Origin of the sequence: Massilia suwonensis (genome assembly GCF_042655665.1) — a bacterium.
Lineage (GTDB): Bacteria > Pseudomonadota > Gammaproteobacteria > Burkholderiales > Burkholderiaceae_D > Telluria > Telluria suwonensis.
Window position 1 is genome coordinate 152,134 of the sequence record NZ_JBHSMR010000001.1, and the last position, 25,130, is coordinate 177,263.

Sequence of the window (25,130 nt, forward strand, 5' to 3'; positions counted from 1 at the left end):
ACGCATCGCCCGTCTTTCGGTTATAAGCAATGTATGGATGACTGAGTGCGTCAACAGGGTCGTTTCGAAGAACGTAGAACCGAAAGCTGATACGGCCAACGAAGGAAGACTTGAAGTGCGATCAATCGACCATGAAAGTGGTGCGCAGGGCGATACCTAGGCCTATCTAACCGGTGCTCTAGGTTGCTTATGGTCTACCATGGCCCAACTGGCCCAACTGGCCCGGTGCATTGGCGAGCCATACGAAGCGCCAGCAGGGCTAATATCAGATGCCCTCATAGCTGTATTTGGTTCGGCAATGTCGCCAGGGATGCCGCAGGCGCAGGGTAATTTAGCGGTGCAGTAGACGCGCTGGACAGGTAGCGGCTGAGTAGCCTGCTTTTTTTCCTGTCCTGTCCAAAGTACCCCCTTGGGTTCGCCTATCGGACAGATTCAAAAAAGGGGTTAAAGGTCGATTTCTATTGTTGTTGTTGGACTTTCAACGAGTGCGCGCGTTTTCTGTACGCATTCCGCTAGGGTCAAACGGCGGGGTAGGCGATCTTATGGACCGCATCCCGTTTCTGCTGCATGCTGGACCCGCCCGAATACAGCCCGTAGGTGATCGTCTTTTTTTCGTGGCCGAGAATGTCAGATGCCACCCCCTCGACTACCCCCGCCTGTTCGAGCAAAGTGCCCACGGTCTTGCGGATACTGTGGAATACCTTGTCCCGGCCCTTGAACCCCATATCGGTCTTGAGCCTGCCAAATCGCTTTCCAAGGGCTTTGCCCCGTTCGCCGCGTGCGTCGATGTTCAGGCCATGAATAACGTATTCGTCGCTATGGTCGGCCACTAGCGCGGCAAGGATGGGGACCAAAACGGGATGCATGGGGACTTCGCGCACCGCCGCCTTTGTCTTCGTGCCTTTGAAATGGATGAATTCTTCATTCAGGTCAAGCGCGGCCTTTTTCAGCATTGCCAGTTCTTCAATCCTTGCGCCCGTATACATGCCCAACGTAATCAACAAGGAAAGTTGCGCATCCGTCTGTGCTACAGGGGACCGCAGGAACTCAACAACTTCCCCGGCAGTAAAGGGCTTGACTTCGTTCTTCTTGGTGGCGGACTTCGGAACAGCCAGCTTCGCATGGGTAAAGGGGTTCGGGTCACGCGGTACGATTTCGTATTCGACCAAGTAATTCCAGAACGTTTCCGCTTGGCCGATCATGCGGGTAATGGTCTTTGCCGCAAGGTTGTCGTCGTTTGCCATAGCGTCAACCCATAGCTTCAGGTTCTTCGGCGTGACTTCCTGATCATTGTCAAACCGCTTCAGGAAGCGTTCGACTGCGGCCTTGTAAGCTGCTTGGGTCTTGATGTTATGGTTACGGTACTGTTTAAGATAGTCGTCTTTGTGGTCGGCCAGAACAACTCGACGACCGATAGCAACTTCAAATGCGGCCTTAGCTTCGGGCACGGTAATTTGGCGATCCTGCACCATGATTTCCAATTGATCGATCATGATACCTTCGACAACTTCCCTATCGCTCGGAAGATCATCATCAGCAGGTTTGGTGCTGGCTTGACGCAGTTCCTTGGCCCATTCCTTCGTCCATTCCCGAACGTTCAGGCCAGTGCGCGCCGTATAAACTTCGCGCTTCCATGCTGCGACCATTTCCGCACCGATGATTGCTGCCTTGCGCTTATCCCCCGTACCCGTGGTACGCCAGAGTTCAGACTTGTTACCGAACTTGCTACGAACGTCCTTGGGGATGGTAAGACGGGCGTGATACGTCGAGCCTTGCAGCTTCAGATTTGCCATGCAAAATGGGTTTTGGAGTAGAAAGTTGGAGTAGTGTAACCGGCAGAAACCCAGCAACCAAGCGGCTTATAGGGGATTTGTTGTTTCCGTCCGACAATCCCCCTCTCTCCGCCAGGAAACAATGCAAAAAGCCAACCCACGGGTTGGCTTTTTGCATTGTTTCCTGGCGGAGAGAAGCAGAGCCCCTGCGGGCTCTGCGCGGGGGATTCGAAGGCCTCGCCCCTACCGGGGCGTGCCTCTTCGAATCGTCCGTCTGCCGTCGCCCGGACGGGCGACGGCGCCGCGCGCCGAGGGCGCGCGCTGTAACGCCAGATCTGACGCCGCGGGTTGCTCAAACTCAGCAACGCGTGGGCATGCCCACCCTACGGTACGCAACGGCCACGATCCAATCGGAAATCCCAAACAGTTCAACAACAACCTGTTGAACCCACCTCCCATTAATGGCAAACTGACACCTCCAGCGCAGTCAACCAGGAGCCACCCCATGACCACCATGACCGGCGGTAACATCCCCGCAACCAAACTCTCCGCCAAACGCCTGCTCCGCATCACCCTCGTCACCGCCGCCATCCTGATGGCCCCGCTCATCGCGATGCAATTCACCCGCGAAGTGAACTGGACCCTGAGCGACTTCGTGATCATGGGCATCCTGCTGATGGGCACCGGTCTCCTGTTCGACCTGGCCGCTCGCAAGATCCAGACCCGCAAGGCCCGCCTCATCACCATCGGCGTGATCGCCTTCGGCTTCCTCTTCATCTGGGCGGAACTGGCCGTCGGCCTCGTCGGCAGCCCCTTCGCCGGCTCCTGAGCCGCAGCGCCGCAAACGAAAAGGCCGCCCGTGAAGGCGGCCTTTTTCATTACAGGTCGTACTTCACTTCCGCCAGCCAGGTCCGCTGCGGATACGGATGGAAATTCCAGTACTTGTAGTTGTTCAGATTATCGATCCCCAGCGCCACACTCCACTGTTTGGAAAGCCGGTACGTCGCCCGCAAATCCGCCGTGAAATACTTGCTCGCCCCCTGATACGCAAACCCGTTCGGATCGGAGTTATCCAGCGTCGAGAACTGGTCCCCACTGTAGCGCGCAGCCAGCGTCACCGCGAACCGGTCATTGAAGCGATACGACGCCACCCCAGTCGCCCGCCACTCCGGAATGCGCGGCTGGCGCTTGCCCACACTGGCCGGAAACTTGTCGTTGCGCTCGATCGTCGAATCGGTCCAGGTGAGACTCGCATTCAGGTCGAACCCGGGCTTGAACACGTCCGTCACGCCATAAGCCAGCTCGATGCCCTGCGTATCGATGCGCCCCACATTCTGCACATTGGTGACGTTCGGCGTCACCAGCACATTGGTCTGCGAATACAACGCATCCTTCGTGCGCTCGCCGAAGGCGGTGAGGCGCAGCGAGCCGGTCTCGAGCTTGCGTTCGGCCGTCAATTCTCCGGTCCAGGAGCGCTCCGGCGCCAGGTTCGGATCGTTGTTGATCAGCACGCCCGCGCCGTTCACGCCGCCCTGATAAAGCTCGGAGACGGTCGGCATGCGCACCGCGCGGCCGAGCGAGGCCTTCAATGTCCAGTCCGGCGTGACCTGCCAGGCCAGCGCCGCCTTGGGCGAAGCATAGTGTTCGCGCCGCTCGCCATGCGCCACGGTGGCGGTCGCGTTTGAGGTCAGGCCGTCGCGCGCTTCCCAGCGCTCCAGGCGCAGGCCGAGCACGGCTTTCCAGTCCGGTGCGAAGCGCCAGGTGTCCTGGCCATACAGCGCCTGGGTCCGGGTGCGGCCGCTGAAGGCGGAATTACGCGCACCAGGCGCACCGTCGATCCAGTTGCCGGTAGCGCGCTCGATGCTGGCCAATTTGTAGGCTTCGCGCTGGTAGCCGAACTCGACGATGTGGCCGCTACCTTTCCCCTGCGGGCGCCAGATGCCTTTCGCGGCAAAGGTATTCCAGCCGGTGCCGCTGCCGTCGACGATGCGCCCTGCCCCGCCGTTCAGGGCGCCCGGCAGCGCCACTGTCGCGGCGCGCAGCTCGTCCTGGTCGTAATCGTAGAGGCTGGCCGCGAGTTCCCAGTCGAACACGCCTTTCGTGTTGCTCTTGACCGACAGGCCGTGCATCAGGTGGCGCAGTTCCTCGTTCGAGACGTTGAAATCGGTCTGCCCGAGCGTGTAGGTGCGGCCTCCTATCGTGACCGGTCCGCTGTTGACAGGCTGGCCCGAGCCGTTCGCCAGGAAGCTGGCGGGCCGGCCTTCCGATTCGTTCTGCCACACGCCCAGCACGTAGGTCGCGCGCACGGTCGGCGAAAAGTCGTAGGCCAGCTTGGCCTTCAGATGATCCTGCACCGTGTGGTATTGGGTCGCCGTGCCGAGGATCAGCCAGTCGCGAAAGCTCCGGTCCTGGCCCGGCACGGCGCCAGTGACAGTATCCGCAGCGCCGGTCGCCGTGCCGGCGGTCGGCAGGCGCGTAACAAAAGTCTGCGGCTGCCCATCGCTGTCATTGCGGCTGACATCGATGAACCAGGACCAGGCCCCCTGCCGGTTGCCGAGCGAGACGCTGCCCTGGCGGCCATTGAAATCCTCGTGCGTGTTGTAGAGCCGGAAAGGCTGGTGCGACAGCGAGAACCTGGCGTGCGCCTCGAAGCGGCGCGGCATGCGCGTCACGTAGTCGACCACGGCGCCGACGGAATTGCCGCCATAGGCCGCCGAGAACGGTCCGTAGAGCACGTCGACGCGCTCGATCTCGCTGGGCGTGACCATGCCCCAGCGCGGGGCGAAGGTGGCACCGTTGCCGAGATAGTTCGAGAGCAGGATGCCGTCGGCGTACACGGCCGAGCGCGCGCTGTTGCCGGTGCCCGAAGCGCGCGTGGACAGCACGGCGTGGTTGTAGTCGCCGATGTAGCGCTTGCGCACCAGCAGGCTCGGCAGGTATTTCAGCGCGTCTTCGGCATCAAGGGCGTTGATGGTGCGTGCGATCTCGTCCGCGGTGATGCCCTCGATCGTGGTCGGGATCTGGGTCGGCAGCGAGCTCGGGCGGTTGCCGGTGACGACCACCGTGCCCATCTGTTTTTCGCGGGCGACGGCACCGCTGTCTTGCGCATGGGCCGTGCTGGCGAACGCGGCTGCGATGGCGAGCGCGAGGGTGGATTGGCTTCGTTTCATTCTTCTTCCTGTTCGATACGGTCACGTCACGCGGACACACGACATTGGATGTCGCGACATCGGCGCGTGTGCGAGACGTGTGAAAGCTGCGTGCCAAAAGGCATGCGTACTGGTTCAGCGTGGAATCAGGAAAGAAGCGGCGGCGCGCGCGATTGCGGCGCGGCCCAGTGGAACAGCGGCGCGGGCGCCTGGTAGAACAGCGAAGGGAAGGAAGCGCCGCCGACCGCAACCAGCGCCAGGGCCGATTGCGGCAACAGCCCTGGAGCATGATGCTGGTCCGAGCAGTACGGACAATGCTTGAGTGGATCGGGACCGAGGTCGGGCAGACCGGGCAGCTTCAGCTCGACCGTGTGCCCGGCCGCGCTACAAATCGGAAAGTCGAACGACTGCGACGCCGCAGGCGCGAAGGCATGCGAGAGCGTCGGGGCCAGCGCGCCGAACAGCATCGCGAAGGCCGCGATCCACGTAGTCAGCGCATGTCGAACAATCCGTCTCATACGCAAATTATAACGAGGCCCGGTCCGCGCACGGAACGCGGGCGGGCTCCTGCACACAAATCAGGCCGATTCCTTGAGCTGCTCCAGAATCGCCGGATTTTCCAGCGTCGACACGTCCTGGGTGATGGTCTCGCCCTTGGCCAGCACGCGCAGCAGGCGACGCATGATCTTGCCCGAACGCGTCTTCGGCAGGTTGTCGCCGAAGCGGATTTCCTTCGGCTTGGCAATCGGACCGATTTCCTTGCCGACCCAATTGCGCAGCTCGGCAGCCAGCTTCTTCGCCTCTTCGCCGGTCGGACGCGCGCCCTTCAGCACCACGAAGGCGCAAATCGCCTCGCCCGTGGTGTCGTCCGGCTTGCCGACCACGGCCGCTTCGGCCACGTTCGGATTGGCGACCAGCGCCGACTCGATTTCCATCGTGCCCATGCGGTGGCCCGAGACGTTCAGCACGTCGTCGATGCGGCCGGTGATGGTGAAGTAGCCGGTGTCCTTGTTGCGGATCGCGCCGTCGCCGGCCAGGTAGTACTTGCCGCCCAGCTCTTCAGGGAAGTAGCTGGTCTTGAAGCGCTCAGGGTTGTTCCAGATGGTGCGGATCATCGACGGCCACGGACGTTTTACGACCAGGATGCCGCCCTGCCCGTTGGGCACGTCGGCGCCGGCTTCGTCGACGATCGCCGCCATGATGCCCGGCAGCGGCAGCGTGCAGGAACCCGGCACCATCGGCGTGGCACCCGGCAGCGGCGTGATCATGTGGCCGCCCGTTTCCGTCTGCCAGAAGGTGTCGACGATCGGGCAGCGTTCCCCGCCGACGTTCTTGTAGTACCACATCCAGGCTTCCGGATTGATCGGCTCGCCCACCGAGCCCAGCAGGCGCAGCGAAGACAGGTCGTATTTCTGCGGATGGAATTCAGGATTGACGTCGGAAGCCTTGATCAGCGAGCGGATCGCGGTCGGCGCCGTGTAGAAAATCGAGACCTTGTGCTTGGCGATGGTTTCCCAGAAGCGGCCGGCGTTCGGGTAGGTCGGCACGCCTTCGAACACGATCTCGGTGGCGCCGACGGCCAGCGGGCCGTAGGCGATGTAGCTGTGGCCGGTGACCCAGCCGATGTCGGCCGTGCACCAGAACACGTCGCTTGGCTTGATGTCGAAGGTCCATTTCATCGTCAGCGCGGCCCACAGCAGGAAGCCGCCGGTCGAGTGCTGGACGCCCTTCGGCGTGCCGGTCGAACCCGAGGTGTAGAGGATGAAGAGCGGATGCTCGGCATCGACCCATTCCGGCTCGCAGTCCGCGGACTGGTTGTCGACCAGGTCGTTCAGCCAGATGTCGCGGCCCTTATTCCAGGAGATGTCGCCGCCGGTACGCTTGTAGACGATGACGTCCTTGATCGTATCGCAGCCGCCCAGCGCCAGCGCCTCGTCGACGATGGCTTTCAAAGGCAGCGACTTGCCGCCACGCTGTTGCTCGTCAGCCGTAATGACAGCCACCGCGCCGGCGTCGATGATGCGTTCCTGCAGGGATTTCGCCGAGAAGCCGCCGAACACGACCGAGTGGGTCGCGCCAATGCGGGCGCAGGCCTGCATCGCGGCCACGCCTTCGATCGACATCGACATGTAGATGATGACGCGGTCGCCCTTCCTGATCCCGCGGGATTTCAGGCCGTTGGCGAACTTGCAGACGCGCTGGTGCAGCTCGCGGTAGGTCACGTTGGTGACGGCGCCGTTGTCCGCTTCGAAGATAATGGCCGTCTTCTCGGCATTCCCGTTCAGCAGGTTGCGGTCGAGGCAGTTGTAGGAGGCATTCAGCTGGCCGTCGTTGAACCATTGGTAGAACGGCGCGTTCGATTCGTCGAGGGTCTTGGTGAAAGGCGTTTGCCAGTCGAGGTGTTCCCTGGCCAGGCGGCCCCAGAAGCCTTCGTAGTCGCTGGCCGCTTCCGCGCACAGCTTGTCGTAGGCTTCCATGCCGGCAATCGCGGCGTTCGCAGTAAATTCCTTTGGCGGCTGGAACACGCGGTGTTCTTGCAAGCCATGGTTCTCGTCGGTGATCTCGTTCTCGGCCATGCTAGTCTCCATCATGTAGTAGTTTTGCCAGACACCTTAGGCGTGCTCGCTTACTGAGCGCTTACAGCTTCGACACTGCACGCCCTTCCCTATTCCAGTGCGATTTTACCAAGCTTGCCACAAAGCGGCGCTATTCGAGGTGGTGGTCTGCAAGCGTGCGCCAGAGGTGTAAAATGATGGGCTGAATTTTGTCGGAAACCTGGAGCCGTACTCGATGTCGCAAAACCTCCCCGCAAACGAACAACGCAAGCTCACCCCGCTCAACAACCTGATTTTCGCCAGCCGCTGGCTGCAGTTGCCCCTCTACCTGGGCCTGATCCTGGCGCAGTGCGTCTACGTGTTCCATTTCTGGGTCGAACTCACGGACCTGATCGGCGCCGCTTTCGGCAATGCCGATTCGCTGCAGCATATCCTCGAGGCCGTGGGCATGACGGGCGGTCCGAAAAAGCTGACCGAAACCACGATCATGCTGGTCGTGCTCGGCCTGATCGACGTGGTCATGATCTCGAACCTTCTGATCATGGTGATCGTCGGCGGCTACGAGACCTTCGTCTCGCGCATGAACCTGGAAGGTCATCCGGACCAGCCGGAGTGGCTGTCGCACGTGAACGCCTCGGTCCTGAAGACCAAGCTGGCCATGGCGATCATCGGCATTTCGTCGATCCACCTGCTGAAAACCTTCATCAACGCGGGCAACTATGACCCGAAGGTGCTGGTCGCCCAAACGGTCATCCACATCGCTTTCCTGCTGTCGGCCCTGGCCATCGCCTGGACCGACCGCATTACCACCGCAACGCACCACCAGCCCAAGCATTACTAACATCCAACGAGAACAGTCATGACAGTCATCAAACAGGAAGACCTGATCGAATCGGTCGCCGCCGCGCTCCAGTACATCAGCTACTACCACCCGGCTGACTACATCCAGCACCTGGCGCGCGCCTACGAGGCCGAGCAAAGCCCGGCGGCGAAAGACGCGATCGCCCAGATCCTGACCAACTCGCGCATGTGCGCCGAAGGCAAGCGCCCGATCTGCCAGGACACCGGCATCGTCAACGTCTTCCTGAAGATCGGCATGGGCGTGCGCTTCGAAGGCTTCAGCGGCTCGGTCACCGACGCCGTCAACGAAGGCGTGCGCCGCGCGTACAACTTCGCCGACAACAAGCTGCGCGCCTCGATCGTCGCCGACCCGCACTTCGAGCGCAAGAACACCAAGGACAACACCCCGGCCGTGGTCCACATGGAACTGGTCGAAGGCGACACCGTCGACGTCAAGGTCGCTGCAAAAGGCGGCGGCTCGGAGAACAAGACCAAGTTCGTGATGCTGAACCCGTCCGACTCGCTGGTCGACTGGGTCCTGAAAACGGTGCCGCTGATGGGCGCCGGCTGGTGCCCGCCGGGCATGCTCGGCATCGGTATCGGCGGCTCGGCCGAAAAGGCGATGCTGATGGCGAAAGAGTCGCTGATGGAAGACATCGACATGTACGAGCTGAAGCAGCGCGGCCCGCAGAACAAGCTGGAAGAACTGCGTATCGAACTGTGCGACAAGATCAACGCGCTCGGCATCGGCGCCCAGGGCCTCGGCGGCCTGACCACCGTGCTGGACGTGAAGATCAACATGTACCCGACCCACGCCGCATCGAAGCCGGTCGCCATGATCCCGAACTGCGCGGCCACCCGCCACGCCCACTTCGTGCTGGACGGCTCGGGCCCGTCGTACATCGAACCGCCTTCGCTGTCGACCTGGCCTGAAGTGCACTGGACCCCGGACACCGAAAAATCGAAGCGCGTCGACCTCGACACGCTGACAAAAGAGGAAGTCGCATCCTGGAAGCCGGGCCAGACCCTGCTCCTGAACGGCAAGATGCTGACCGGCCGCGACGCCGCGCACAAGCGCATCCAGGACATGCTGGCCAAGGGCGAATCGCTGCCGGTGGACTTCACCAACCGCGTCATCTACTACGTCGGCCCGGTCGATCCGGTGCGTGACGAAGTCGTGGGCCCGGCCGGTCCGACCACCGCGACCCGCATGGACAAGTTCACCGACATGATGCTGGAGAAGACCGGCCTGATCTCGATGATCGGCAAGGCCGAACGCGGCCCGGTCGCGATCGAATCGATCCAGCGCCACAAGTCGGCCTACCTGATGGCGGTCGGCGGCTCGGCCTACCTGGTGTCGAAGGCGATCAAGTCGGCCAAGGTCGTCGGCTTCGAAGACCTGGGCATGGAAGCGATCTACGAGTTCGAAGTCCAGGACATGCCGGTCACCGTCGCCGTCGATTCGACCGGCACCTCGGTGCACCAGACCGGTCCGAAGGAATGGGCGGCGAAGATCGAATCGCTGAAGGGCATTCCGGTCAACGTGGCCTGATGACGTTTGGGTGGACGGCTCTCGCCGTTCACCCATTGACGTTCGCATACCCGCCTATGCCTACTTCCCTCCCCGACGCCCCCATCGGCATCTTCGATTCCGGCGTCGGCGGCTTGTCCGTCCTGCGCCACATCCGCGCGCAACTTCCGCACGAACACCTGCTCTACTTCGCCGACTCCGGCTTCGCCCCCTACGGCGACAAGCCCGAACACGTCGTCACCGCACGCGTGCTGGCGATCGGCGCCTTCCTCATCGACCAAGGCGCGAAAGCCATCGTCGTCGCCTGCAACACAGCCACCGTCGCCGCGATTGCCGCCCTGCGCGCGCGCTATCCCGGCATGCCCATCGTCGGCGTCGAACCGGGCCTGAAGCCTGCGGCAGCCAGCAGCCGCAACGGCCTGGTCGGCGTGCTGGCCACCGAGCGCACTTTAAGCGGCGCCAAGTTCCTGCTGCTGCGCGACCAGGTCGCCGAGAACACCGGCGCGCGCTTCCTGCTGCAGCCCTGCATCGGCCTGGCCGACCAGATCGAGTTCGGCACGCTGGAGTCGAGCGAGACCGACGCCCTGCTGCGCCGCTTCATCTCGCCCCTGCTCGATGAAGGCGCCGACGCGCTGGTGCTCGGCTGCACGCACTATCCGCTGGTAGTGGCGTCAATCGAACGCGTGATTGCCGCCTGCACAGATCGTCCTGTCACCCTGATCGATACCGGCGAGGCGGTGGCACGCCAGCTGGCGCGGCTGCTCTCGGCGGATGGCATCGCACGCGCAGCCGGCGACGTGCCCGCACGCCTCGACGGCTACACCAGCGCCAGCGGTACCGCCTTGTCGGCCGCCTTCAATGGCCTGCTCGGCGTCGATCCGCCTGTGCACGAGGTCGTCGCGGACGCCGGCCAGGGCATCGTGATCGGACCGAACAATTAGATTTGCCAGTTTGCTTCGGAGTTTGTATAATCTTGTTCTGTCTCGGCAGTGCTGAGATAGAAAGCAAGACAATGGTGGCTGTAGCTCAGTTGGTAGAGTCCAGGATTGTGATTCCTGTTGTCGTGGGTTCGAGTCCCATCAGCCACCCCAAAGATTCAAGCGAAAAGCCCGGTCGATGACTGGGCTTTTTGCATTGCTGCCTTCGCTTTTCATTCACGGCCAGTCACTCGCTCGCTTGACGGATCTGCATACGCGGGACTGCGTGGGCACGGAGTGCCCACCCTACGATACTGCCTAACCGACTGGCTTCACCCCGTGGATGGCCTATATACGGACTGTCTGCACCCGCGCAATCGTCTCGATCAGCTCATCCGCCGCCACCGGCTTGACCAGGTGCGCGGCAAACCCCGCCTCTTCCGACATGCGCCGGTCTTGCGCCTGCCCGTAGCCGCTAACGGCCACCAGGACGCTGTCGCCGCAGCAGGGCAAGTTCCTTAACGCGCGCGCCAGTTCGTGGCCGCTCATGTCCGGCAAGCCGATGTCGAGCAGGACGACGTCGAATTCGTCCTGCGCGGCGGCCGCCAGCGCGGCCTGGGCGGAATGCTCGACCCGCACGCTGTGGCCCGCGGTCTCGAGCAGCATGCCGAGCGTGGCGGCGGCGTCGACGTTGTCGTCGACCACCAGAATGCGGCGCGCAGCCGCGGGCACGGGAACAGACGCGGCGCGCGCAGCAGGCGCCATACCGTCGGCGCCAGCCAGCAAAGGCAGGCGCACCGTGAACACGCTGCCCTTGCCCTGCCCTTCGCTCTGTGCTTCCACGCTGCCCTCGTGCAGCTCGACCAGCTTCTTGACCAGCGCCAGCCCCAGCCCAAGGCCGCCCTGGGCACGGTCGGGCGTGCGCTCGGCCTGGGTGAACAGGTCGAACACGACCGGCAGCAGCTCAACGCCGATGCCGATGCCGTTGTCGCGCACCTGCAGGACCGCCTGCCCTTCCTGTTCTTGCAGCGACACCTGCAGCGCGCCGCCGTCGGGCGTGTATTTTGCCGAGTTGTTGAGGAGATTGACCGCCACCTGGATCAGGCGGATGCGGTCGCCGCTGACGAACAGCGGCTGCGGCGCGATCTCGAGCGCCAGGTGGTGATGTCGCCCCTCGACCGCCGGCATGATCTGCTCGACCGCTTCGCGCACGACGGCGCCGAGTTCGACCTGCGTCTTGTTGATGGTGACCAGGCCGCGCGTCACGCGCGAGACGTCGAGCAGGTCGTCGACCAGGTGGGTCATGTGGGCCACCTGGCGGCTGATCACTTCGCTGGTCTGTTTGATCCGCGGCTCATTCGCGAACAGCACGCGCAGCAGCTGGGCGGCGCTGCTGATCGGGGCCAGCGGATTGCGCAGCTCGTGCGCGAGCATGGCGAGGAACTCGTCCTTGCGCTGGTGTTCGCGCTGCAGGTCGGCCTGCTGGCGCTGCAGGTGGTCGAGCATGCGGTTGATGGAGCGGGCCAGGGTCACGGTCTCGCTGCTGCCGGCCAGCTCGGCACGGCGTTCGCTGATGCCCTCCTCGCCCAGCCTGGCGGCGAACTGGCCGAGCCTGCGCAGGTCGCGCGTCAGGTTGAGCGAGAGACGTGAACCGAGCAGGAACACGACCAGGGCCAATGCCGCGGCGGTGGCGACGATCAGGCTGTATTGCGACCAGGGCGTACCCAGGTCGTCGTCGAATGCGGAGACGTCGAGGCGCAGTTTCAGGCCCAGGTGCGCGAATTCTCCCGGCACTTTCACCGGCATTTCCAGGCTGTGCGCCTTCGGCGCCACGCGCGCCTGGCCCGTCCAGGTCAGGACCGAGGCCGGCACCGGCCGCAAGTCGCCCAAGCCGATCTTGTAGGCGAGCGCGCCCTCCGGCGTGTTCGTGCGCGAATAGCGCAGCAGGCTGACGCCGACCAGCTCCGCACCCTGCGGGCCATCGAAGATGGCGGCGGTGTCGCGGCCCCGGTCGATCTGGGCGCGCAGCCAGTCCATCTGCGGCGCGTCGAAGCGTTCCTGGCCGTTGCCGGCAATCGGCTTGCCCTCGAAATCGGTGAACAGGACCTGGACCGGAATGCCGTTAATCTGGCGCAGGCTGCCCAGGAAAGGCGTCAGGTAGGTTTCGCGGCCGGCGCTGTCGACCAGGGCGGTGGCCAGGATGGGACTGTTGGCCACGTCCGTCATGCGCGAGGCCAGCGTCGCGAGCGTGCTGCCCACCATGTTCGCGTTATAGGCCGTCTCGCGCTGCTGCAGCACGGCGACCGCGGCGGCATGCTGGCGGTTCACCAGCCAGAACGAGGCCGCGGCCACCAGCAGGACCGCGGCCGCGGTCAGGACGGCCGCCGCGATCGCAAAGCGCCGCGTCAGGCTGCCGGGCCGCAGCGTGGACCACATGGTCATCGGTCGTCGGTCGGCACCAGCGTACCGTCCGGACGATAGCGTGCGATCAGGAGTTCGCGTTCGCCCAACGCCTCATGGCGTCGGGGCGTGAACGGCGGCGCATAGGTCTTGATCAGGCCGCGGTGCACTTTCAGTTTTTCCAGGGCGTCGCGCACCGCCTTGCGATCGGTGCTGCCGGCCAGGTCGATCGCCCTGGCGAGGATGTGCATCAGGTCGTAGCTGTGCGCCACGCCCACCGGTCCCTGGATGTCCTCGATGCGGCGGATTGTCGAGACCGCCGCCAGGCTTTTCATGAAGCGCGCCAGCTGCTGCCTGTCGGCCCTGAAGAAGGAAAAGGTCTGGATCACGGAGAAGTCGACCTGCTGCAGCGCCGGGCCGGCCTGCTTGGTGAACTCGCCGCCGGTCACGCCCCAGTGGCTCAGGATGGGCAGGTGCTGCGCCTTCGGCAATGCCGCGACTTCGCGTACCAGCACGGCCGCCTCGTCGTCGTTGGCGACCAGGACGATGGCCTGGGCACCGGCGCGGCGCAAGGATTCGTAGCGGGCGACCAGGCTCTGGTCGCGCCAGTTGTACCACGCCGTCTGGACGATGCGCAGATCCCTGGCGCCGGCGACATACTCCTCCGCCGCGGCCAGGTTGCTGCGTCCCCAGGAGGTATTCGTCAGCAGCAGGCCGACGCGGCGCAGGCCGCGCTTGCGCGCCGTCTCCAGCAGCTTGGGCATCGCCAGGCTGTCGCGCAGCGACAGGCGGTAGACGTAGTTCGGCTGCATGCCGTTATCGACGATCATGTCGGCCGAGGACCAGGGCGCCATGAACAGGGTTTTGGTCGCCTTCAGGGTCGGCAGCTCCTCGATGACGACCGGGCTGAAGCGGCCGCCGAACACCGCGACGAGATCGGGCATGCGCGCGAACTCCTCGATGTTGCGGATGCCGCGCGCCGGCAGCGAGCGGTGGTCGCGGGTGACCAGCTCGAGCGGCCGTCCGCCCAGCACGCCGCCGGCGCGGTTGATCTCGCCGATGGCGGTACGCAGGCCCAGTTCCACGGCCTGGGCAGAGGTGCTGTTGTCGAGGCCGAATTCGGCATCGAGTCCGATGCGTACAGGTGCCGGCCCGGCCACGGCGCCCGCGCAGGACAGGACCAACAGCGTGCCCAGCGCGAGCAGGCGTACGAGGGCGGAACGGCGGCGGTCGGCGGTGAAAATCGGCATAGGCGGGACGAAAGTGAAGTCCAGTATTGTAATCGTTTAGCTCGAAACCCCTACGCACGGCCCGGGGCGTTGCCGGCTCAGCCGTGCGCAAATGGAAAAAGCCACCTGCAGAAGACTGCAGGTGGCTTTTCCCGTCAGGCGCCGGCTTGGCCGGCCCGTTTGACTAGTAACGGTTCGGATTGTTCGGACGCGCATCGGCGCGGTTCGGGACGCCGTCGTTGTCGCGGTCGCGGTCCATGCGGTTCGGGATGCCGTCGCGGTCGCGGTCGCCGCGCTGCCAGCCGCCGCGCTCCAGGACCCAGCCGTTATCGCGCTGGCGCCACTCAGGGCGGGCATAGACGTAGCCGGTGCGGACGCGCTCGTAATGGCCTTTGGTCCAGACATAGCGGCGGCCATTCCAGTTCCAGTAACCCGGGACCCATTCATAGCCGCGGCGTGCCGCAGGAACCGCTTCGCGGCGCAGCGGAGGCGGCGCCTTCTGCACGACGATCACTTCGGTTCGCGGGTGATGCTGTGCTTGCGCCACCGGGGTGAAGGCAGCGGTACTGATCACGGCAGCTGCAACAGTGAAGAGGATTCGTTTCATGGTAGTGCTCCTTTCGGTTCGGTGTGAGATCACTATAGCCAAACGTTCCAGTGCACAGTAGAACTGATGCAAGTGCTTACAATCGATACATTTGGCAGGAATCCATTAACAGACTGGAAACCTTATGCTACTCCGCCGCCGTTTTTTCCAGCGCACGGACGAGTTCGCCAACGCATGAAACAAAACAGCCGGCGCTAGGCCGGCTGTTTTGTTTCATGCAGGATACTGCGAGAAATTAGTCGAGCTTCCATGCGTAGTCGACCTTGGCCCAGGTCTGGGCTGGCGCGCCGTCCTTGGTGCCCGGCTTGAATTTGCAGGCCGACAGGCCTTTCTGGGCTGCCTTGTCGAGGCCTTTGAAGCCGCTCGACTTGTCCAGCTTCGAATCGGCGACGCTGCCGTCGGCGTTGACCAGGAACGACATCGAGGTCGTGCCCTGCTCTTCATTCATCAGCGATGCTTTCGGGTATTCGACCTTGCACTTTGCCGGGTCGAAGGAGGCTGGGGTTTCACCGGCGAAGGCCGAGCCGGCGACAGCGGCGAAAGCGATGGTGGCGATGAGGTTCAGGGTGCTTTTTTTCATGATTATCGTTCCTAAAGATGAGTTGGTCTGCCGCTGACTGCTGCGGTCTTTCAGTGTCTCCGGCGAAATTGCCGTAATTTAAAATTCTTCCCATTCGTCGTTGCCTGCGGCAACCGGGGCCTTCTTCGGCTTGGCCGGTGCGGCGGCGGCGGGCTTCTTCAGGGCAGGACGCGCTGGGCGTACTGCCGGGGTGCGCACTGCCGGCAGGGTCGTTGCCGGTGCCGCCTGTGCCACGGGTGCCGCCAGGACCGGTTCGATGCTGTGCTCCTCGCCTTCGACCAGCTTGAAGATGCTGACCACGCGGCTCAGTTCGCCGGCCTGGTCCTGCAGGCTCTGGGCGGCGGCGGCTGCCTCTTCGACCAGGGCTGCATTCTGCTGGGTCATGCTGTCCATCTCGATGATCGACATGTTGACCTGTTCGATGCCGGCGCTCTGCTCGGCGCTGGCGTTGGCGATCTCGCCCATGATGTCGGTCACGCGTTTCACGCTCGCCACCACTTCGTCCATCGTCACGCCGGCCTGGCCGACCAGCTTGCTGCCGCGCTCGACCTTCTCGACCGAGTCGCCGATCAGGGTCTTGATCTCTTTTGCCGCCGCAGCCGAACGCTGGGCCAGGTTACGCACTTCCGAGGCGACGACCGCGAAGCCGCGGCCCTGCTCGCCGGCACGTGCCGCTTCGACGGCCGCGTTCAGCGCCAGGATGTTGGTCTGGAAAGCGATGCCGTCGATGACGCCGATGATGTCGGCGATCTTGCTGGCCGAGCTGTTGATCTCGCCCATGGTGCCGACCACTTGCGAGACCACGTCGCCGCCCTTGCGGGCCACGTCCGAGGCGCTGGCCGCCAGCTGGTTGGCTTCGCGGGCATGTTCGGCGTTCTGGCGCACGGTGGTGGTCAGGGTTTCCATTGCCGAGGCGGTCTTTTCCAGCGAGCTGGCCTGCAGTTCGGTACGCGAGGACAGGTCGATGTTGCCGGCGGCGATTTCACGCGAGGCGGTGCCGATGGTCTCGGTGCCGCGGCGCACCTGGCCGACGATGTCGACGAGGCTGTTGCGCATGCCGTTCATTTCGGCCAGCAGGCTGCCTTTTTCGGCGGTACGGGTGTCGATGGCGATGGCCAGGTTGCCGTGGGCGATGCTGCCGGCAATCCTGGTGGTGTAATCCGGTTCGCCGCCGAGTTGCTTGATCAGGCCGCGGGTGATGACCCAGGCTGCGGCCACGCCCATGGCGACGGCGGCGATCAGCATGGCGATCATGAAGTTACGGGCATTCACGAACGCGCTGGCCGCTGCTTCCTGGCTCTCGGCGCTCTGCTTGTCTTCCAGTGCGACCAGTTTGTCCAGCGCTTCGGTCCACTTCTTCTGGACCGGACGCACTTCCTTGATCATGACGCGGGTGGCGCTCATGGCGTCGTTGGCCAGGTAGAGCTCGGAGGCCTTGGCAATGGCAGGCATCGCGGTCGCTTCATGGCCCTTGATCTCGGCCAGCAGGGCCTTCTCGGCGTCGCTGCCTTCGGCTGCGAAGATCTTGCCGACCTTGTTCTGGGCGGCTTCGTACAGGGCGGTCTGTTCCTTGAACTTCTTGAGTTCCGGCTCCATTTCGGTGGCGTCGGTCATCAGGGTCAGCACGCGCAGCGAAGCGAGGCGGTCATGCACGTTGTTGCGCATTTCGATGACGGCACGGCTCGACACATTGTTGACGCTGACCACGTGGTCGAGGCGGTCCTGGATCTGCGCCATGCGCAGGACGCCCACCACGGTGACCGCAACGAGCAGCACCAGCACCAGGGCGAAGCCCAGTCCCAGACGCATGCCGACTTTCATCTTCGATAAATTCATTTCGCTTCCTGTCTGTTGATCAGATTTGCTTCGCTGGTGCTGTCATGAGATGCATTCCATACGGCAAGTTGCTCGTAGGATAAATCAAAAGCTGGCCGCCAAGAAACTGAAAATTGTGGATTTCCACAAATATGTGAAGCTGGCGGATCACGTCTGTTGCAAATCTTCAATTCCGTGGTCGAAATTATGTCTGCGGTCTTGCCTCAGGGCAAGCACGGGTTTGACCTGTCTACACAAATATGCATTTTCGTGTAGTAAATTTCCTACAGGAAAGCGAAAGAGAACGTACGTTCTTGTCGAGCTCACTACATTCAGTGACACAGGGCAATCGGAATGAATTTCAATGCAATGATTTACTTGCAACACAGCAGGCATCGGGCATGCGCAGGGGCGCGCCTGTCGATGCAAGTGGAGAAAAGAGACAGCAGGCGGCAGCCATTCCGGCCGCCTGCAGGGTAGGACGAGACTTACAGGGAGCGGATCTGCGCTGCCGCTTCGAGCAGCAATTCCGGATTGGCCGTGGCCAGCTTCTTCGGGTCCGACAGCATCTGGCGGAAAGCGCGCGCGCCCGGCAGGCCGGCCGTCAGGCCCAGCATGTGGCGCGTGATGCTGTTGAGCTTCAGGCCGTGGCCGCCGTATTGCGCCAGCTGCGCCGCGATGTAGGGCACCATCGCCGCCAGCACCTCGGCGCGCGTCTTCGGCATCGCATCGTCGCCATAGAAACGGGCGTCCCAGTTCGCCATCCAGTAGGGGTTGTGATAAGCCTCGCGCCCCAGCATGACGCCGTCCACGTGCTGCAGGTGCAGCGCGATCTCGTCGTCGGTCTTGATGCCGCCGTTGATGATGATTTCCAGCTCGGGGAATTCGCGCTTGAGCTGGTAGGCCACTTCGTAGCGCAGCGGCGGGATCTCGCGGTTCTCCTTGGGCGACAGGCCCTTCAGGATGGCATTGCGCGCATGGACGATGAAGGTGCGGCAGCCGGCCTCGGCGATCGTGCCGATAAAGTCGCGCACGAAGCCGTATTCCTCGTTCTTGTCGATGCCGATGCGGTGCTTGACCGTGACGTCGATCGTCACCGCATCGCGCATCGCCTTGACGCAGTCCGCCACCAGCTGCGGCTCGTTCATCAGGCAGGCGCCGAAGGCCCCGCGCTGCACGCGCTCCGAAGGGCAGCCGCAATTCAGGTTGATCTCGTCGTAGCCCCACTCCTGCCCCAGCTTCGCGCTCTTCGCCAGGTCGGCCGGCTCGCTGCCGCCCAGCTGCAGCGCGACCGGGTGCTCGATCTCGTCGTAGCGCAGGTGGCGCTCGACGTCGCCGTAGACGAGCGCGCCGGTGGTCACCATCTCGGTGTAGAGCCAGGTGTGGCGGGTGATCTGGCGGTGGAAGACGCGGCAGTGGCGGTCGGTCCAGTCCATCATCGGGGCGACCGACAGGCGGCGTCCCGGCACCTGCGGGGGAGTCGTTTCGAGAGTCATGTGGGAGAAAATATCGGAGACGGCGAGGATGCCGGCGTCAGGGTCCGATATTGTACACAGCTATGCGCTTGCATGCTGCGCCGGGAATCCGGGCGGCGCGCTGCGGCGCAGTCCTTCGGCCAAGGGCATGCGCGCCCGCCAGCCGGGCGGCGCCTCGACATCCGTCCAGGCCCGCATGGTCTCGCGCGGGCGGTCGGGACGTTCGCCCCAGCCGGCCTCGAGGCGTACGCCGAGCGCGGCTTCGAAGGCGGCGACCAATTCCTTCAGGCGCAGCGGCGCGCCGGAAGACACGCCGTAGTGCAGCTGCACCGGGCCGGCGCCCCGCAGCGCGCGTTCGGCCGCGAGATAGGCGTCGACCACGTCGTCGATGTAGACCATGTCGAGCAGCTGCTCGCCGCCCGACATCGACAGGGCCTGGCCACTTGCCGCCGCCTTGTACAGGGCGCTCATCAGCTTCGGACGCGGATCGCCGGGACCATAGGTGTCGAACAGCGCCAGCGTCGCCGCCGAGAAGCCGAGCGCATTCACGTAATAGGCCAGCAGCGCCTCGAATGCCTGCTTGGTAGCGGCGTACAGGTTCACCGGGTCGTAGGCGCGGTTCTCGAAGTGCTGCCAGGCGGTGCCGGTGTTGACGAGGATGCGCACGCCATTGGCGGCCATCGCTTCCAGCAGCCGGGTCGGGAACAGGATGTTCGCCTCGATCAGCGTTCCGACGTCTTCGGGCTTGTGCTGGGCCAGGAAGACGGCGGCCAGGTGAAACACGGCGTCGGGTGCGGCCGCCTTTACGATGTCGATCAGTTCGCCGTCGTCGAGGCGGTGTACGGTGAGCCGGTCGAGGACGGGTGCGAGGGCATCCAGGCGGGAGTCCGGGCGCAGCAGCACGTGCACGTCCCAGCCCTCTTCCACCAGACGGCGCGCCAGGTGCGAGCCGACGAAGCCGCTGGCGCCGGTGACGAGGGCGCGGCGCTTATGCATGGTGGGAAGCCTTATCGACATGCGAGGAGATGGAAATGGTGGCGGCTGTTTGCACTCGCAGTCTCCTTCCATCTAAAATAGCCACAGCGAAAGTTCGCGGTCGATGCCTTGCGGTACACGCGGATTATACCGGCCTAACCGTTTTCGCAAGTCAACGGCATGCCATCGGTTCCCCCACTTCATCCCGCACAACTATGAGCATCGTAATACTTAACTGGCAAGGGGGGGAGAACGATCCCTTCACCTATTTCAGCGCATGCATGAAGCACGCGTTCGAACGGATGGGCCGCCCGACGCACATCGTCAACATCGACGATTCGATGATGGAGAAGCTCATCGATCTCGACAGCAAGGGCATCGACTTTGTCATCTGCTGGCAGGGCGTGGGCATGCAGCTTGGCGCGACCGACACCGATCCCACGACTGTCTGGGACCAGCTGCAGGTGCCGGTGCTGTGCTATCACGGCGACCATCCATGCCACATGCCGATCAACCACAAGGCCTCGTCGCCATGGGCGCAGCATATCTACGGCACGGGTTCCTTCGCCAGGTTCGCGAATACCTACCTTCCACGCAAGCACAGCGCAACCTACTTCCCGACGCCTAACTGGTTCACCGACGGCGTCAAGGGCCAGTTCGACGGAGACTTTTTCGTCTTCCCCAAGAATCTCGACGATGTCGACGAGACGCTGGGCCTGTGGCGTGCGCAACCGGATCGCTTCGTCACCCGCTTCCTGCTCGAGGCCGCGGACGCAATCATCGGCGAATTCAGGAACGGCAATCGAACCAGTCACCACGACATCGCCGATCGCATGATGAACGAGGAGGTGATGGCGGCACTGCGTGCGGACCTGAACAGTTCGGAAATGTCGGTGCGTTTCCACATCCATACGCAGCTCGACAAGATTCATCGCAATGTCGTCTCCGAGCATGTCGTCAACGATCTCAAGGATGTGCCGCTCAAAATCTACGGACGCGGCTGGGAGCGTTTCCAGCGCAGGGAGAATCCCCATCACGAGTTTCTCCCGTTTGACGCGATGTCGGACAATGCTTTCCAGTTCGCGTCCCAATACGGCATCATCGATGCGGCGCCCATTCACGACGCACTGCACGACCGCACCCTGCGTGCGATGAGCAACGGCTCGGGCTTCCTGATGGGGTCCAACTGGTCGTACGAGACTTTCCTCGGTGGCGACTACGCCGAGCTGTTCTTCGACGGCGCCCCCGGCGCCTTGCGTGAACGCGCCGAGCGTGTCATGCAATCGCCCGAGGCCCATCGGGCGCAGTGCCGCGATTTCGCGCGGCATTATCAGCAGCAGTTCTCGCTCTTCGGTTTCGTCAAGCACCTCGAACAGTTGAGCGACATGGTCAGGGCGCGAGCCAGGGTGTGAGCCGGCGCCGCGAATCGCTGAATTGAGCGTGAATCGAGTGTGTGTTCCCCGCCTGTCCGGTCTGCGCCGGCACATATACTCTTTCATTATTTGAAGCCGGCTCGGACAATTGGAAAGGTGGGACAATGGCTGTTTTCGACGACATCGGCTACGAGGATTTTCGCCGGATGGCAATGGATGAAAGCCTGAGCGCCCATGAGAAGATCGGCTTTCCGGACGCTTACCGGGATGCGCATGAAGCGGCCATCTTCGCCGATATCGCATCGAAGCTGAGCAACCTGTCGCGCCCGGGCCAGAACGTGCTCGACATCGGCCCCGGCTGCGCCGGCCTGCCACGCCTCCTGATCGACGCATGCCAACAACGCGCGCATTCGCTCGTCCTGGTCGACTCGCCCGAAATGCTGGCGCACCTGCCCGATGCATCCGGGGTGATCAAGCTGCCGGGCTTCTATCCGGATTGCGATACTGAACTGCAGCCCTGGCTCGGCCGTTTCGACGCCATCCTGTGCTACAGCGTCTTCCAGTACATCTTCGTCGAAGCCAGTTTCTGGAAATTCCTGGACCTGTCGATCCAGCTGCTTGCACCGGGTGGCCAGATGCTGATCGGGGACATTCCGAATGTCTCCAAGCGCAAGCGCTTCTTCGCAAGCGAAACGGGTATCCGGTTCCATCAGGAGTTCATGCAGACGACCGAGGTGCCCGACGTGGATTTCCTCGCAGTAGAGTCAGGCAAAATCGACGATGCCGTCATCCTCGGCGTGATCATGCGCGCCCGTGCGCAAGGCTGCGACGCCTACTGGCTGCCCCAGGGAGCCGCGCTGCCGATGGCAAACCGGCGTGAAGATGTGCTCATCGTGAAGCCATAGCGTGAACCAAGCGGGATACGTCCGGAAAGCGAGTATGAATAAGAGAAAGCTTGTCATTGTCGGCGACTCGGCATTTGCCGAAATCGCGCGCGAATACTTCGACGTCGATACGGACTACCAGGTGGTCGCATTCGCGGTCGAAGCGGCCTACCTGAAGCAGGAGGCCTTGCATGGCCTGCCTGTGGTGGCCTTCGAACAGTTGACTGCGCTGTATCCGCCGCAGGAGCACGACGTGTTCGTCGCCGTCGTCTATACCCAGCTGAACCGCCTGAGAGCGCGGCTTGCGGGCGCGGCGAAAGACATGGGTTACCGGCTCGCGTCCTATGTCAGCCCACGCGCCTTCGTCTGGCGCAACGTCAAGCTGGGCGAGCACGTGTTCATCTTCGAAGACAATACGGTGCAGCCTTTCGTCGAGATCGGCAACAACGTCGTGCTGTGGAGCGGGAACCATATCGGCCATCACAGCAAACTGCGCGACAATATCTTCGTGTCATCCCATGTCGTGATTTCCGGCTTCTGCGATATCGGCGAGAACGCTTTCCTCGGCGTAAACGCAAGCATTGCCAACAACGTGACGGTCGGCAGGGATAACTGGGTCGGACCCGGCGTCACCCTGATGAAGGATACCGTGCCGGACAGCCTGTTCAAGGCGGAGCACGCCGAGCCTGCAAAAGTGACGGCAACGCGTTTCTTCAGGGTGGACCGATGAAGTGGCTCAAGCATGGCGTCGTGTGGACGCCGTCGGGAACGCGGTGGTGGGCGCGCACCCATGCCACCTGCCCCACCCCGATCCGGCTCGACGAGCGAACGCTGCGGGTGTACGTGCAATGCCGCGACGAGCACAACATCGGGCGCATCGGTTTCGTCGACCTCGATCCGCTCGATCCGCGCAAGGTGATCCGCGAGAGCCGGGAGCCCGTGCTCGACATCGGCTCGCCCGGCTCCTTCGACGACAATGGGGTGTTTCAAACCTCGGTCATTCGCGTTCCGGATGGCCGCCTGTTCATGTATTACGTCGGGTTCGAGCTCGGCCACCGGATTCGCTACCGTCTCCTGACGGGACTTGCCGTCAGCACGGACAACGGCGACAGCTTCCAGCGCATCCAGGCCACGCCGGTGCTGGAGCGCAGCCCGGAGGAGCAGTTCTTCCGCTGTGGCCCTTGGGTCGAATGGAAAGACGACCGTTTCCGCATGTGGTACGTCGCCGGCAGCGAATGGGAGACGATCGACGGCAAGCAGATGCCGATCTACGACATCCGCTATGCGGAGTCCGCCGACGGCATCCACTGGCCGGCCAAGGGACAGCTTGTCATGCCGGTCGCGCTCGAGAACGAGCACGGCTTCGGCCGCCCGGTGGTGCGCGCAGGCCAGGACGGCTACCGGATGTTTTATTCGATACGCAAGCGCGACCCCGCCCGCTATCGGCTCGGGTATGCGCAATCGCGCGACGGACTGGCCTGGCAGCGGCTCGATGCCGAGCTGGGACTCGGCGTCACCGAGGGCGCATGGGATGGCGATGCCGTCTCCTACGCCATCGACGTCGAAGCCGGCGGCAGAACCTGGCTGCTTTATAACGGCAATGATTTCGGCGGTACCGGGTTCGGCATCGCGGAGCGTGTGCAGCCATGATGCAGGCGCGCTTTTTCGATGCCGGCGACGCGAGCGCCTGGGACGATTTCTGTCGCGGCGCGCATGGCGCCACCTTCCTGCATTCGCGCGCCTTCCTGTCCTATCACGGCGCACGCTTCATCGACCGCTCCGTCGTGATCGAACGCGATGGCGCGTGGCTGGGCGTCATCCCGGCTGCGCAGCGTCCCGCCGACCCATCGGTCGTCGCGTCGCACCCGGGCGCAAGCTACGGCGGGATCGTGCATCAGGGACGCCTGCGGGGTATGCACATGCTGCATGCACTCGATGCAGCGCGTGCATTATGGGCGTCGGCCGGCTACGAGCGGCTGCAGTACAAGGCGGTCCCGCACATCTACCATGCAGCGCCCGCGCAGGAAGACCTGTATGCGCTGTTTCGCGCGGGGGCGGTGCGCTATCGCGTCGACCTCTCCAGCTGCATCGACTTGCGCCATCGCCTGCCGGTCGGCGCACGCCGCACACGCGGCAAGAAGAAAGCACAGCGGGCAGGCGTGCAGGTTGCCCAGGGAAGCGCGCAGCTTGCCGCGCTGTGGCCGGTGCTTGCCGATAACCTGATGCGCAACCACGGCGTGGTCCCGGTACATACGCTGGAGGAAATCGGCTTGCTCGCGGACCGCTTTCCCGAGCATATCCAGGTCATGACCGCGCTGCTGGACGGCGTTGTCGAGGCGGGCATCGTCCTGTTTATCGGGCCCACCGTGATGCACGCGCAGTACATCGCGTCGAGCGAAACCGGCTATGCGCTGAACGCGCTCGATCTCCTGTTCGAGGAGGCGATCGCGCATGGCGCCCGGTCCGGCAAACGCTATTTCGACTTCGGCATCAGCACCGAAGACCAGGGACGGGTCCTGAACGAGGGTCTTGTCCAGTTCAAGAACGAGTTCGGCGCCGGCGGCGTCGTCCATGAATTTTACGAGTTGGACCTGAAAGGAGCCGGGAATGCCTCTCAATGATTGCCGCCTGATCGAATTACCGAAGATTACCGATCCCCGCGGGAACCTGACCTTCATCGAAGGCGGGAACCACATCCCTTTCGACATCAAACGGGTCTACTATCTGTATGACGTTCCGGGCGGCTCCGACCGCGGCGCGCACGCCCACAAGAACCTGCATCAGTTCGTCGTGGCCATGTCGGGCAGTTTCGATATCGTGCTCGACGACGGCGAGCGCCAGCGGCGTTTCCAATTGAACCGGTCCTATTATGGACTGTATATCTGTCCGATGATGTGGCGTAAGCTGGATAACTTCTCGTCGGGCGGCGTCTGCATGGTGCTCGCGTCGGCACCCTACAGCGAGGACGACTATATTCGCGACCATGACGAATTTATCGCTCGCGTCCGGGGCAATGGTGGCCAATAAG

General features: G+C 63.2%; 21 protein-coding genes and 1 tRNA gene. 11 read left to right on the forward strand and 11 right to left on the reverse strand.

Going from position 1 to position 25,130, the window contains the following annotated elements; all coding sequences use genetic code 11:
- Nucleotides 1–518: 518 nt before the first annotated feature.
- Entirely contained in the window at nucleotides 519–1,793 is a 1,275-nt protein-coding gene (locus tag ACFPQ5_RS00720) for a tyrosine-type recombinase/integrase (protein ID WP_379750910.1), read from the reverse strand.
- 484 nt (nucleotides 1,794–2,277) lie between these two features.
- On the opposite strand from ACFPQ5_RS00720, the gene ACFPQ5_RS00725 reads away from it, so the two are divergent.
- Nucleotides 2,278–2,601, forward strand: a complete 324-nt coding sequence (locus ACFPQ5_RS00725) for a hypothetical protein (protein ID WP_379750912.1) — start codon at nucleotides 2,278–2,280, stop codon at nucleotides 2,599–2,601.
- Nucleotides 2,602–2,650: 49 nt separating this feature from the next.
- Here the strand turns inward: ACFPQ5_RS00725 and ACFPQ5_RS00730 are convergent, their stop codons facing one another.
- The 3 genes from ACFPQ5_RS00730 to acs all read right to left on the reverse strand — a co-directional run bounded on the left by ACFPQ5_RS00730 (nucleotide 2,651) and on the right by acs (nucleotide 7,497).
- Nucleotides 2,651–4,942 (reverse strand): TonB-dependent receptor, encoded by a 2,292-nt coding sequence (locus ACFPQ5_RS00730; RefSeq protein WP_379750914.1) that lies wholly within the window; start codon nucleotides 4,940–4,942, stop codon nucleotides 2,651–2,653.
- Between the two features lie 125 nt (nucleotides 4,943–5,067).
- A complete protein-coding gene (locus ACFPQ5_RS00735; RefSeq protein WP_379750916.1) occupies nucleotides 5,068–5,439 on the reverse strand; it encodes a DUF2946 domain-containing protein in 372 nt (123 codons plus the stop codon).
- Between the two features lie 60 nt (nucleotides 5,440–5,499).
- The gene (gene acs, locus ACFPQ5_RS00740; protein ID WP_379750918.1) at nucleotides 5,500–7,497 is read right to left on the reverse strand and encodes an acetate--CoA ligase; all 1,998 of its coding nucleotides are present in this window, start codon (nucleotides 7,495–7,497) and stop codon (nucleotides 5,500–5,502) included.
- Nucleotides 7,498–7,711: 214 nt separating this feature from the next.
- Between acs and ACFPQ5_RS00745 the strand changes: the two genes are divergently transcribed.
- The 4 genes from ACFPQ5_RS00745 to ACFPQ5_RS00760 all read left to right on the forward strand — a co-directional run bounded on the left by ACFPQ5_RS00745 (nucleotide 7,712) and on the right by ACFPQ5_RS00760 (nucleotide 10,938).
- On the forward strand, nucleotides 7,712–8,317 hold the full coding sequence (locus tag ACFPQ5_RS00745) for a TIGR00645 family protein (RefSeq protein ID WP_379750920.1): 606 nt from the start codon (nucleotides 7,712–7,714) through the stop codon (nucleotides 8,315–8,317).
- 18 nt (nucleotides 8,318–8,335) lie between these two features.
- Complete coding sequence (locus ACFPQ5_RS00750) at nucleotides 8,336–9,868, forward strand: fumarate hydratase (protein WP_379750922.1); 1,533 nt, start codon at nucleotides 8,336–8,338, stop codon at nucleotides 9,866–9,868.
- A 56-nt stretch (nucleotides 9,869–9,924) separates the two neighbouring features.
- Nucleotides 9,925–10,788 carry a glutamate racemase gene (gene murI, locus ACFPQ5_RS00755; RefSeq protein ID WP_379750924.1) on the forward strand — a complete coding sequence of 288 codons (864 nt, stop codon included), beginning with the start codon at nucleotides 9,925–9,927 and terminating at the stop codon, nucleotides 10,786–10,788.
- Between the two features lie 74 nt (nucleotides 10,789–10,862).
- Nucleotides 10,863–10,938 (forward strand) — tRNA-His (locus ACFPQ5_RS00760).
- Between the two features lie 174 nt (nucleotides 10,939–11,112).
- On the opposite strand, the gene ACFPQ5_RS00765 is transcribed toward ACFPQ5_RS00760, so the two are convergent.
- From ACFPQ5_RS00765 to ACFPQ5_RS00795, 7 genes are all read right to left on the reverse strand, one after another.
- On the reverse strand, nucleotides 11,113–13,206 hold the full coding sequence (locus ACFPQ5_RS00765) for a hybrid sensor histidine kinase/response regulator (RefSeq protein WP_379750926.1): 2,094 nt from the start codon (nucleotides 13,204–13,206) through the stop codon (nucleotides 11,113–11,115).
- Nucleotides 13,203–14,414 (reverse strand): ABC transporter substrate-binding protein, encoded by a 1,212-nt coding sequence (locus tag ACFPQ5_RS00770; protein ID WP_379750928.1) that lies wholly within the window; start codon nucleotides 14,412–14,414, stop codon nucleotides 13,203–13,205. The genes ACFPQ5_RS00765 and ACFPQ5_RS00770 overlap by 4 nt, the downstream gene beginning before the upstream one ends.
- Nucleotides 14,415–14,577: 163 nt before the next feature.
- Entirely contained in the window at nucleotides 14,578–15,000 is a 423-nt protein-coding gene (locus tag ACFPQ5_RS00775) for a hypothetical protein (protein WP_379750930.1), read from the reverse strand.
- Nucleotides 15,001–15,235: 235 nt separating this feature from the next.
- Nucleotides 15,236–15,580, reverse strand: coding sequence for an energy transducer TonB (locus tag ACFPQ5_RS00780; protein WP_379750932.1), 345 nt, complete (start codon nucleotides 15,578–15,580; stop codon nucleotides 15,236–15,238).
- A 78-nt stretch (nucleotides 15,581–15,658) separates the two neighbouring features.
- Complete coding sequence (locus tag ACFPQ5_RS00785) at nucleotides 15,659–17,416, reverse strand: methyl-accepting chemotaxis protein (protein ID WP_379750934.1); 1,758 nt, start codon at nucleotides 17,414–17,416, stop codon at nucleotides 15,659–15,661.
- Between the two features lie 467 nt (nucleotides 17,417–17,883).
- On the reverse strand, nucleotides 17,884–18,891 hold the full coding sequence (gene dusA, locus ACFPQ5_RS00790; RefSeq protein WP_379750936.1) for a tRNA dihydrouridine(20/20a) synthase DusA: 1,008 nt from the start codon (nucleotides 18,889–18,891) through the stop codon (nucleotides 17,884–17,886).
- Nucleotides 18,892–18,951: 60 nt separating this feature from the next.
- Nucleotides 18,952–19,866 carry an NAD-dependent epimerase/dehydratase family protein gene (locus ACFPQ5_RS00795; protein ID WP_379750939.1) on the reverse strand — a complete coding sequence of 305 codons (915 nt, stop codon included), beginning with the start codon at nucleotides 19,864–19,866 and terminating at the stop codon, nucleotides 18,952–18,954.
- 194 nt (nucleotides 19,867–20,060) lie between these two features.
- Here ACFPQ5_RS00795 and ACFPQ5_RS00800 point away from each other — a divergent pair, with 194 nt between their 5' ends.
- The 6 genes from ACFPQ5_RS00800 (at nucleotide 20,061) to ACFPQ5_RS00825 (ending at nucleotide 25,129) form a co-directional block, all read left to right on the forward strand.
- Nucleotides 20,061–21,257 carry a hypothetical protein gene (locus tag ACFPQ5_RS00800; protein WP_379750941.1) on the forward strand — a complete coding sequence of 399 codons (1,197 nt, stop codon included), beginning with the start codon at nucleotides 20,061–20,063 and terminating at the stop codon, nucleotides 21,255–21,257.
- Between the two features lie 125 nt (nucleotides 21,258–21,382).
- Nucleotides 21,383–22,123: a class I SAM-dependent methyltransferase gene (locus ACFPQ5_RS00805; RefSeq protein WP_379750943.1), complete on the forward strand. Its 741-nt coding sequence runs from the start codon at nucleotides 21,383–21,385 to the stop codon at nucleotides 22,121–22,123.
- A gap of 34 nt (nucleotides 22,124–22,157) precedes the next feature.
- Nucleotides 22,158–22,832, forward strand: a complete 675-nt coding sequence (locus tag ACFPQ5_RS00810) for an acetyltransferase (RefSeq protein WP_379750945.1) — start codon at nucleotides 22,158–22,160, stop codon at nucleotides 22,830–22,832.
- Nucleotides 22,829–23,752 (forward strand): glycoside hydrolase family protein, encoded by a 924-nt coding sequence (locus ACFPQ5_RS00815; protein ID WP_379750947.1) that lies wholly within the window; start codon nucleotides 22,829–22,831, stop codon nucleotides 23,750–23,752. The genes ACFPQ5_RS00810 and ACFPQ5_RS00815 overlap by 4 nt, the downstream gene beginning before the upstream one ends.
- Complete coding sequence (locus ACFPQ5_RS00820) at nucleotides 23,749–24,723, forward strand: GNAT family N-acetyltransferase (protein WP_379750949.1); 975 nt, start codon at nucleotides 23,749–23,751, stop codon at nucleotides 24,721–24,723. Before ACFPQ5_RS00815 ends, ACFPQ5_RS00820 begins: the two co-directional genes overlap by 4 nt.
- The gene (locus ACFPQ5_RS00825) at nucleotides 24,710–25,129 is read left to right on the forward strand and encodes a sugar 3,4-ketoisomerase (protein WP_379750951.1); all 420 of its coding nucleotides are present in this window, start codon (nucleotides 24,710–24,712) and stop codon (nucleotides 25,127–25,129) included. The genes ACFPQ5_RS00820 and ACFPQ5_RS00825 overlap by 14 nt, the downstream gene beginning before the upstream one ends.
- The last annotated feature ends 1 nt before the right edge of the window (nucleotide 25,130 follow it).

What these genes read in the sequence shown, in the direction of transcription:
- acs (WP_379750918.1), bottom strand. Translation starts at nt 7,497, where the DNA reads ATGGCCGAGAACGAGATCACCGACGAGAACCATGGCTTGCAAGAACAC.
- ACFPQ5_RS00805 (WP_379750943.1), top strand. Translation starts at nt 21,383, where the DNA reads ATGGCTGTTTTCGACGACATCGGCTACGAGGATTTTCGCCGGATGGCA.
- ACFPQ5_RS00725 (WP_379750912.1), top strand. Translation starts at nt 2,278, where the DNA reads ATGACCACCATGACCGGCGGTAACATCCCCGCAACCAAACTCTCCGCC.
- ACFPQ5_RS00770 (WP_379750928.1), bottom strand. Translation starts at nt 14,414, where the DNA reads ATGCCGATTTTCACCGCCGACCGCCGCCGTTCCGCCCTCGTACGCCTG.
- ACFPQ5_RS00785 (WP_379750934.1), bottom strand. Translation starts at nt 17,416, where the DNA reads ATGAATTTATCGAAGATGAAAGTCGGCATGCGTCTGGGACTGGGCTTC.
- dusA (WP_379750936.1), bottom strand. Translation starts at nt 18,891, where the DNA reads ATGACTCTCGAAACGACTCCCCCGCAGGTGCCGGGACGCCGCCTGTCG.
- ACFPQ5_RS00815 (WP_379750947.1), top strand. Translation starts at nt 22,829, where the DNA reads ATGAAGTGGCTCAAGCATGGCGTCGTGTGGACGCCGTCGGGAACGCGG.
- ACFPQ5_RS00775 (WP_379750930.1), bottom strand. Translation starts at nt 15,000, where the DNA reads ATGAAACGAATCCTCTTCACTGTTGCAGCTGCCGTGATCAGTACCGCT.
- ACFPQ5_RS00810 (WP_379750945.1), top strand. Translation starts at nt 22,158, where the DNA reads ATGAATAAGAGAAAGCTTGTCATTGTCGGCGACTCGGCATTTGCCGAA.
- ACFPQ5_RS00735 (WP_379750916.1), bottom strand. Translation starts at nt 5,439, where the DNA reads ATGAGACGGATTGTTCGACATGCGCTGACTACGTGGATCGCGGCCTTC.
- ACFPQ5_RS00820 (WP_379750949.1), top strand. Translation starts at nt 23,749, where the DNA reads ATGATGCAGGCGCGCTTTTTCGATGCCGGCGACGCGAGCGCCTGGGAC.
- ACFPQ5_RS00750 (WP_379750922.1), top strand. Translation starts at nt 8,336, where the DNA reads ATGACAGTCATCAAACAGGAAGACCTGATCGAATCGGTCGCCGCCGCG.
- ACFPQ5_RS00745 (WP_379750920.1), top strand. Translation starts at nt 7,712, where the DNA reads ATGTCGCAAAACCTCCCCGCAAACGAACAACGCAAGCTCACCCCGCTC.
- ACFPQ5_RS00795 (WP_379750939.1), bottom strand. Translation starts at nt 19,866, where the DNA reads ATGCATAAGCGCCGCGCCCTCGTCACCGGCGCCAGCGGCTTCGTCGGC.
- ACFPQ5_RS00825 (WP_379750951.1), top strand. Translation starts at nt 24,710, where the DNA reads ATGCCTCTCAATGATTGCCGCCTGATCGAATTACCGAAGATTACCGAT.
- ACFPQ5_RS00730 (WP_379750914.1), bottom strand. Translation starts at nt 4,942, where the DNA reads ATGAAACGAAGCCAATCCACCCTCGCGCTCGCCATCGCAGCCGCGTTC.
- ACFPQ5_RS00800 (WP_379750941.1), top strand. Translation starts at nt 20,061, where the DNA reads ATGAGCATCGTAATACTTAACTGGCAAGGGGGGGAGAACGATCCCTTC.
- ACFPQ5_RS00720 (WP_379750910.1), bottom strand. Translation starts at nt 1,793, where the DNA reads ATGGCAAATCTGAAGCTGCAAGGCTCGACGTATCACGCCCGTCTTACC.
- ACFPQ5_RS00765 (WP_379750926.1), bottom strand. Translation starts at nt 13,206, where the DNA reads ATGACCATGTGGTCCACGCTGCGGCCCGGCAGCCTGACGCGGCGCTTT.
- murI (WP_379750924.1), top strand. Translation starts at nt 9,925, where the DNA reads ATGCCTACTTCCCTCCCCGACGCCCCCATCGGCATCTTCGATTCCGGC.
- ACFPQ5_RS00780 (WP_379750932.1), bottom strand. Translation starts at nt 15,580, where the DNA reads ATGAAAAAAAGCACCCTGAACCTCATCGCCACCATCGCTTTCGCCGCT.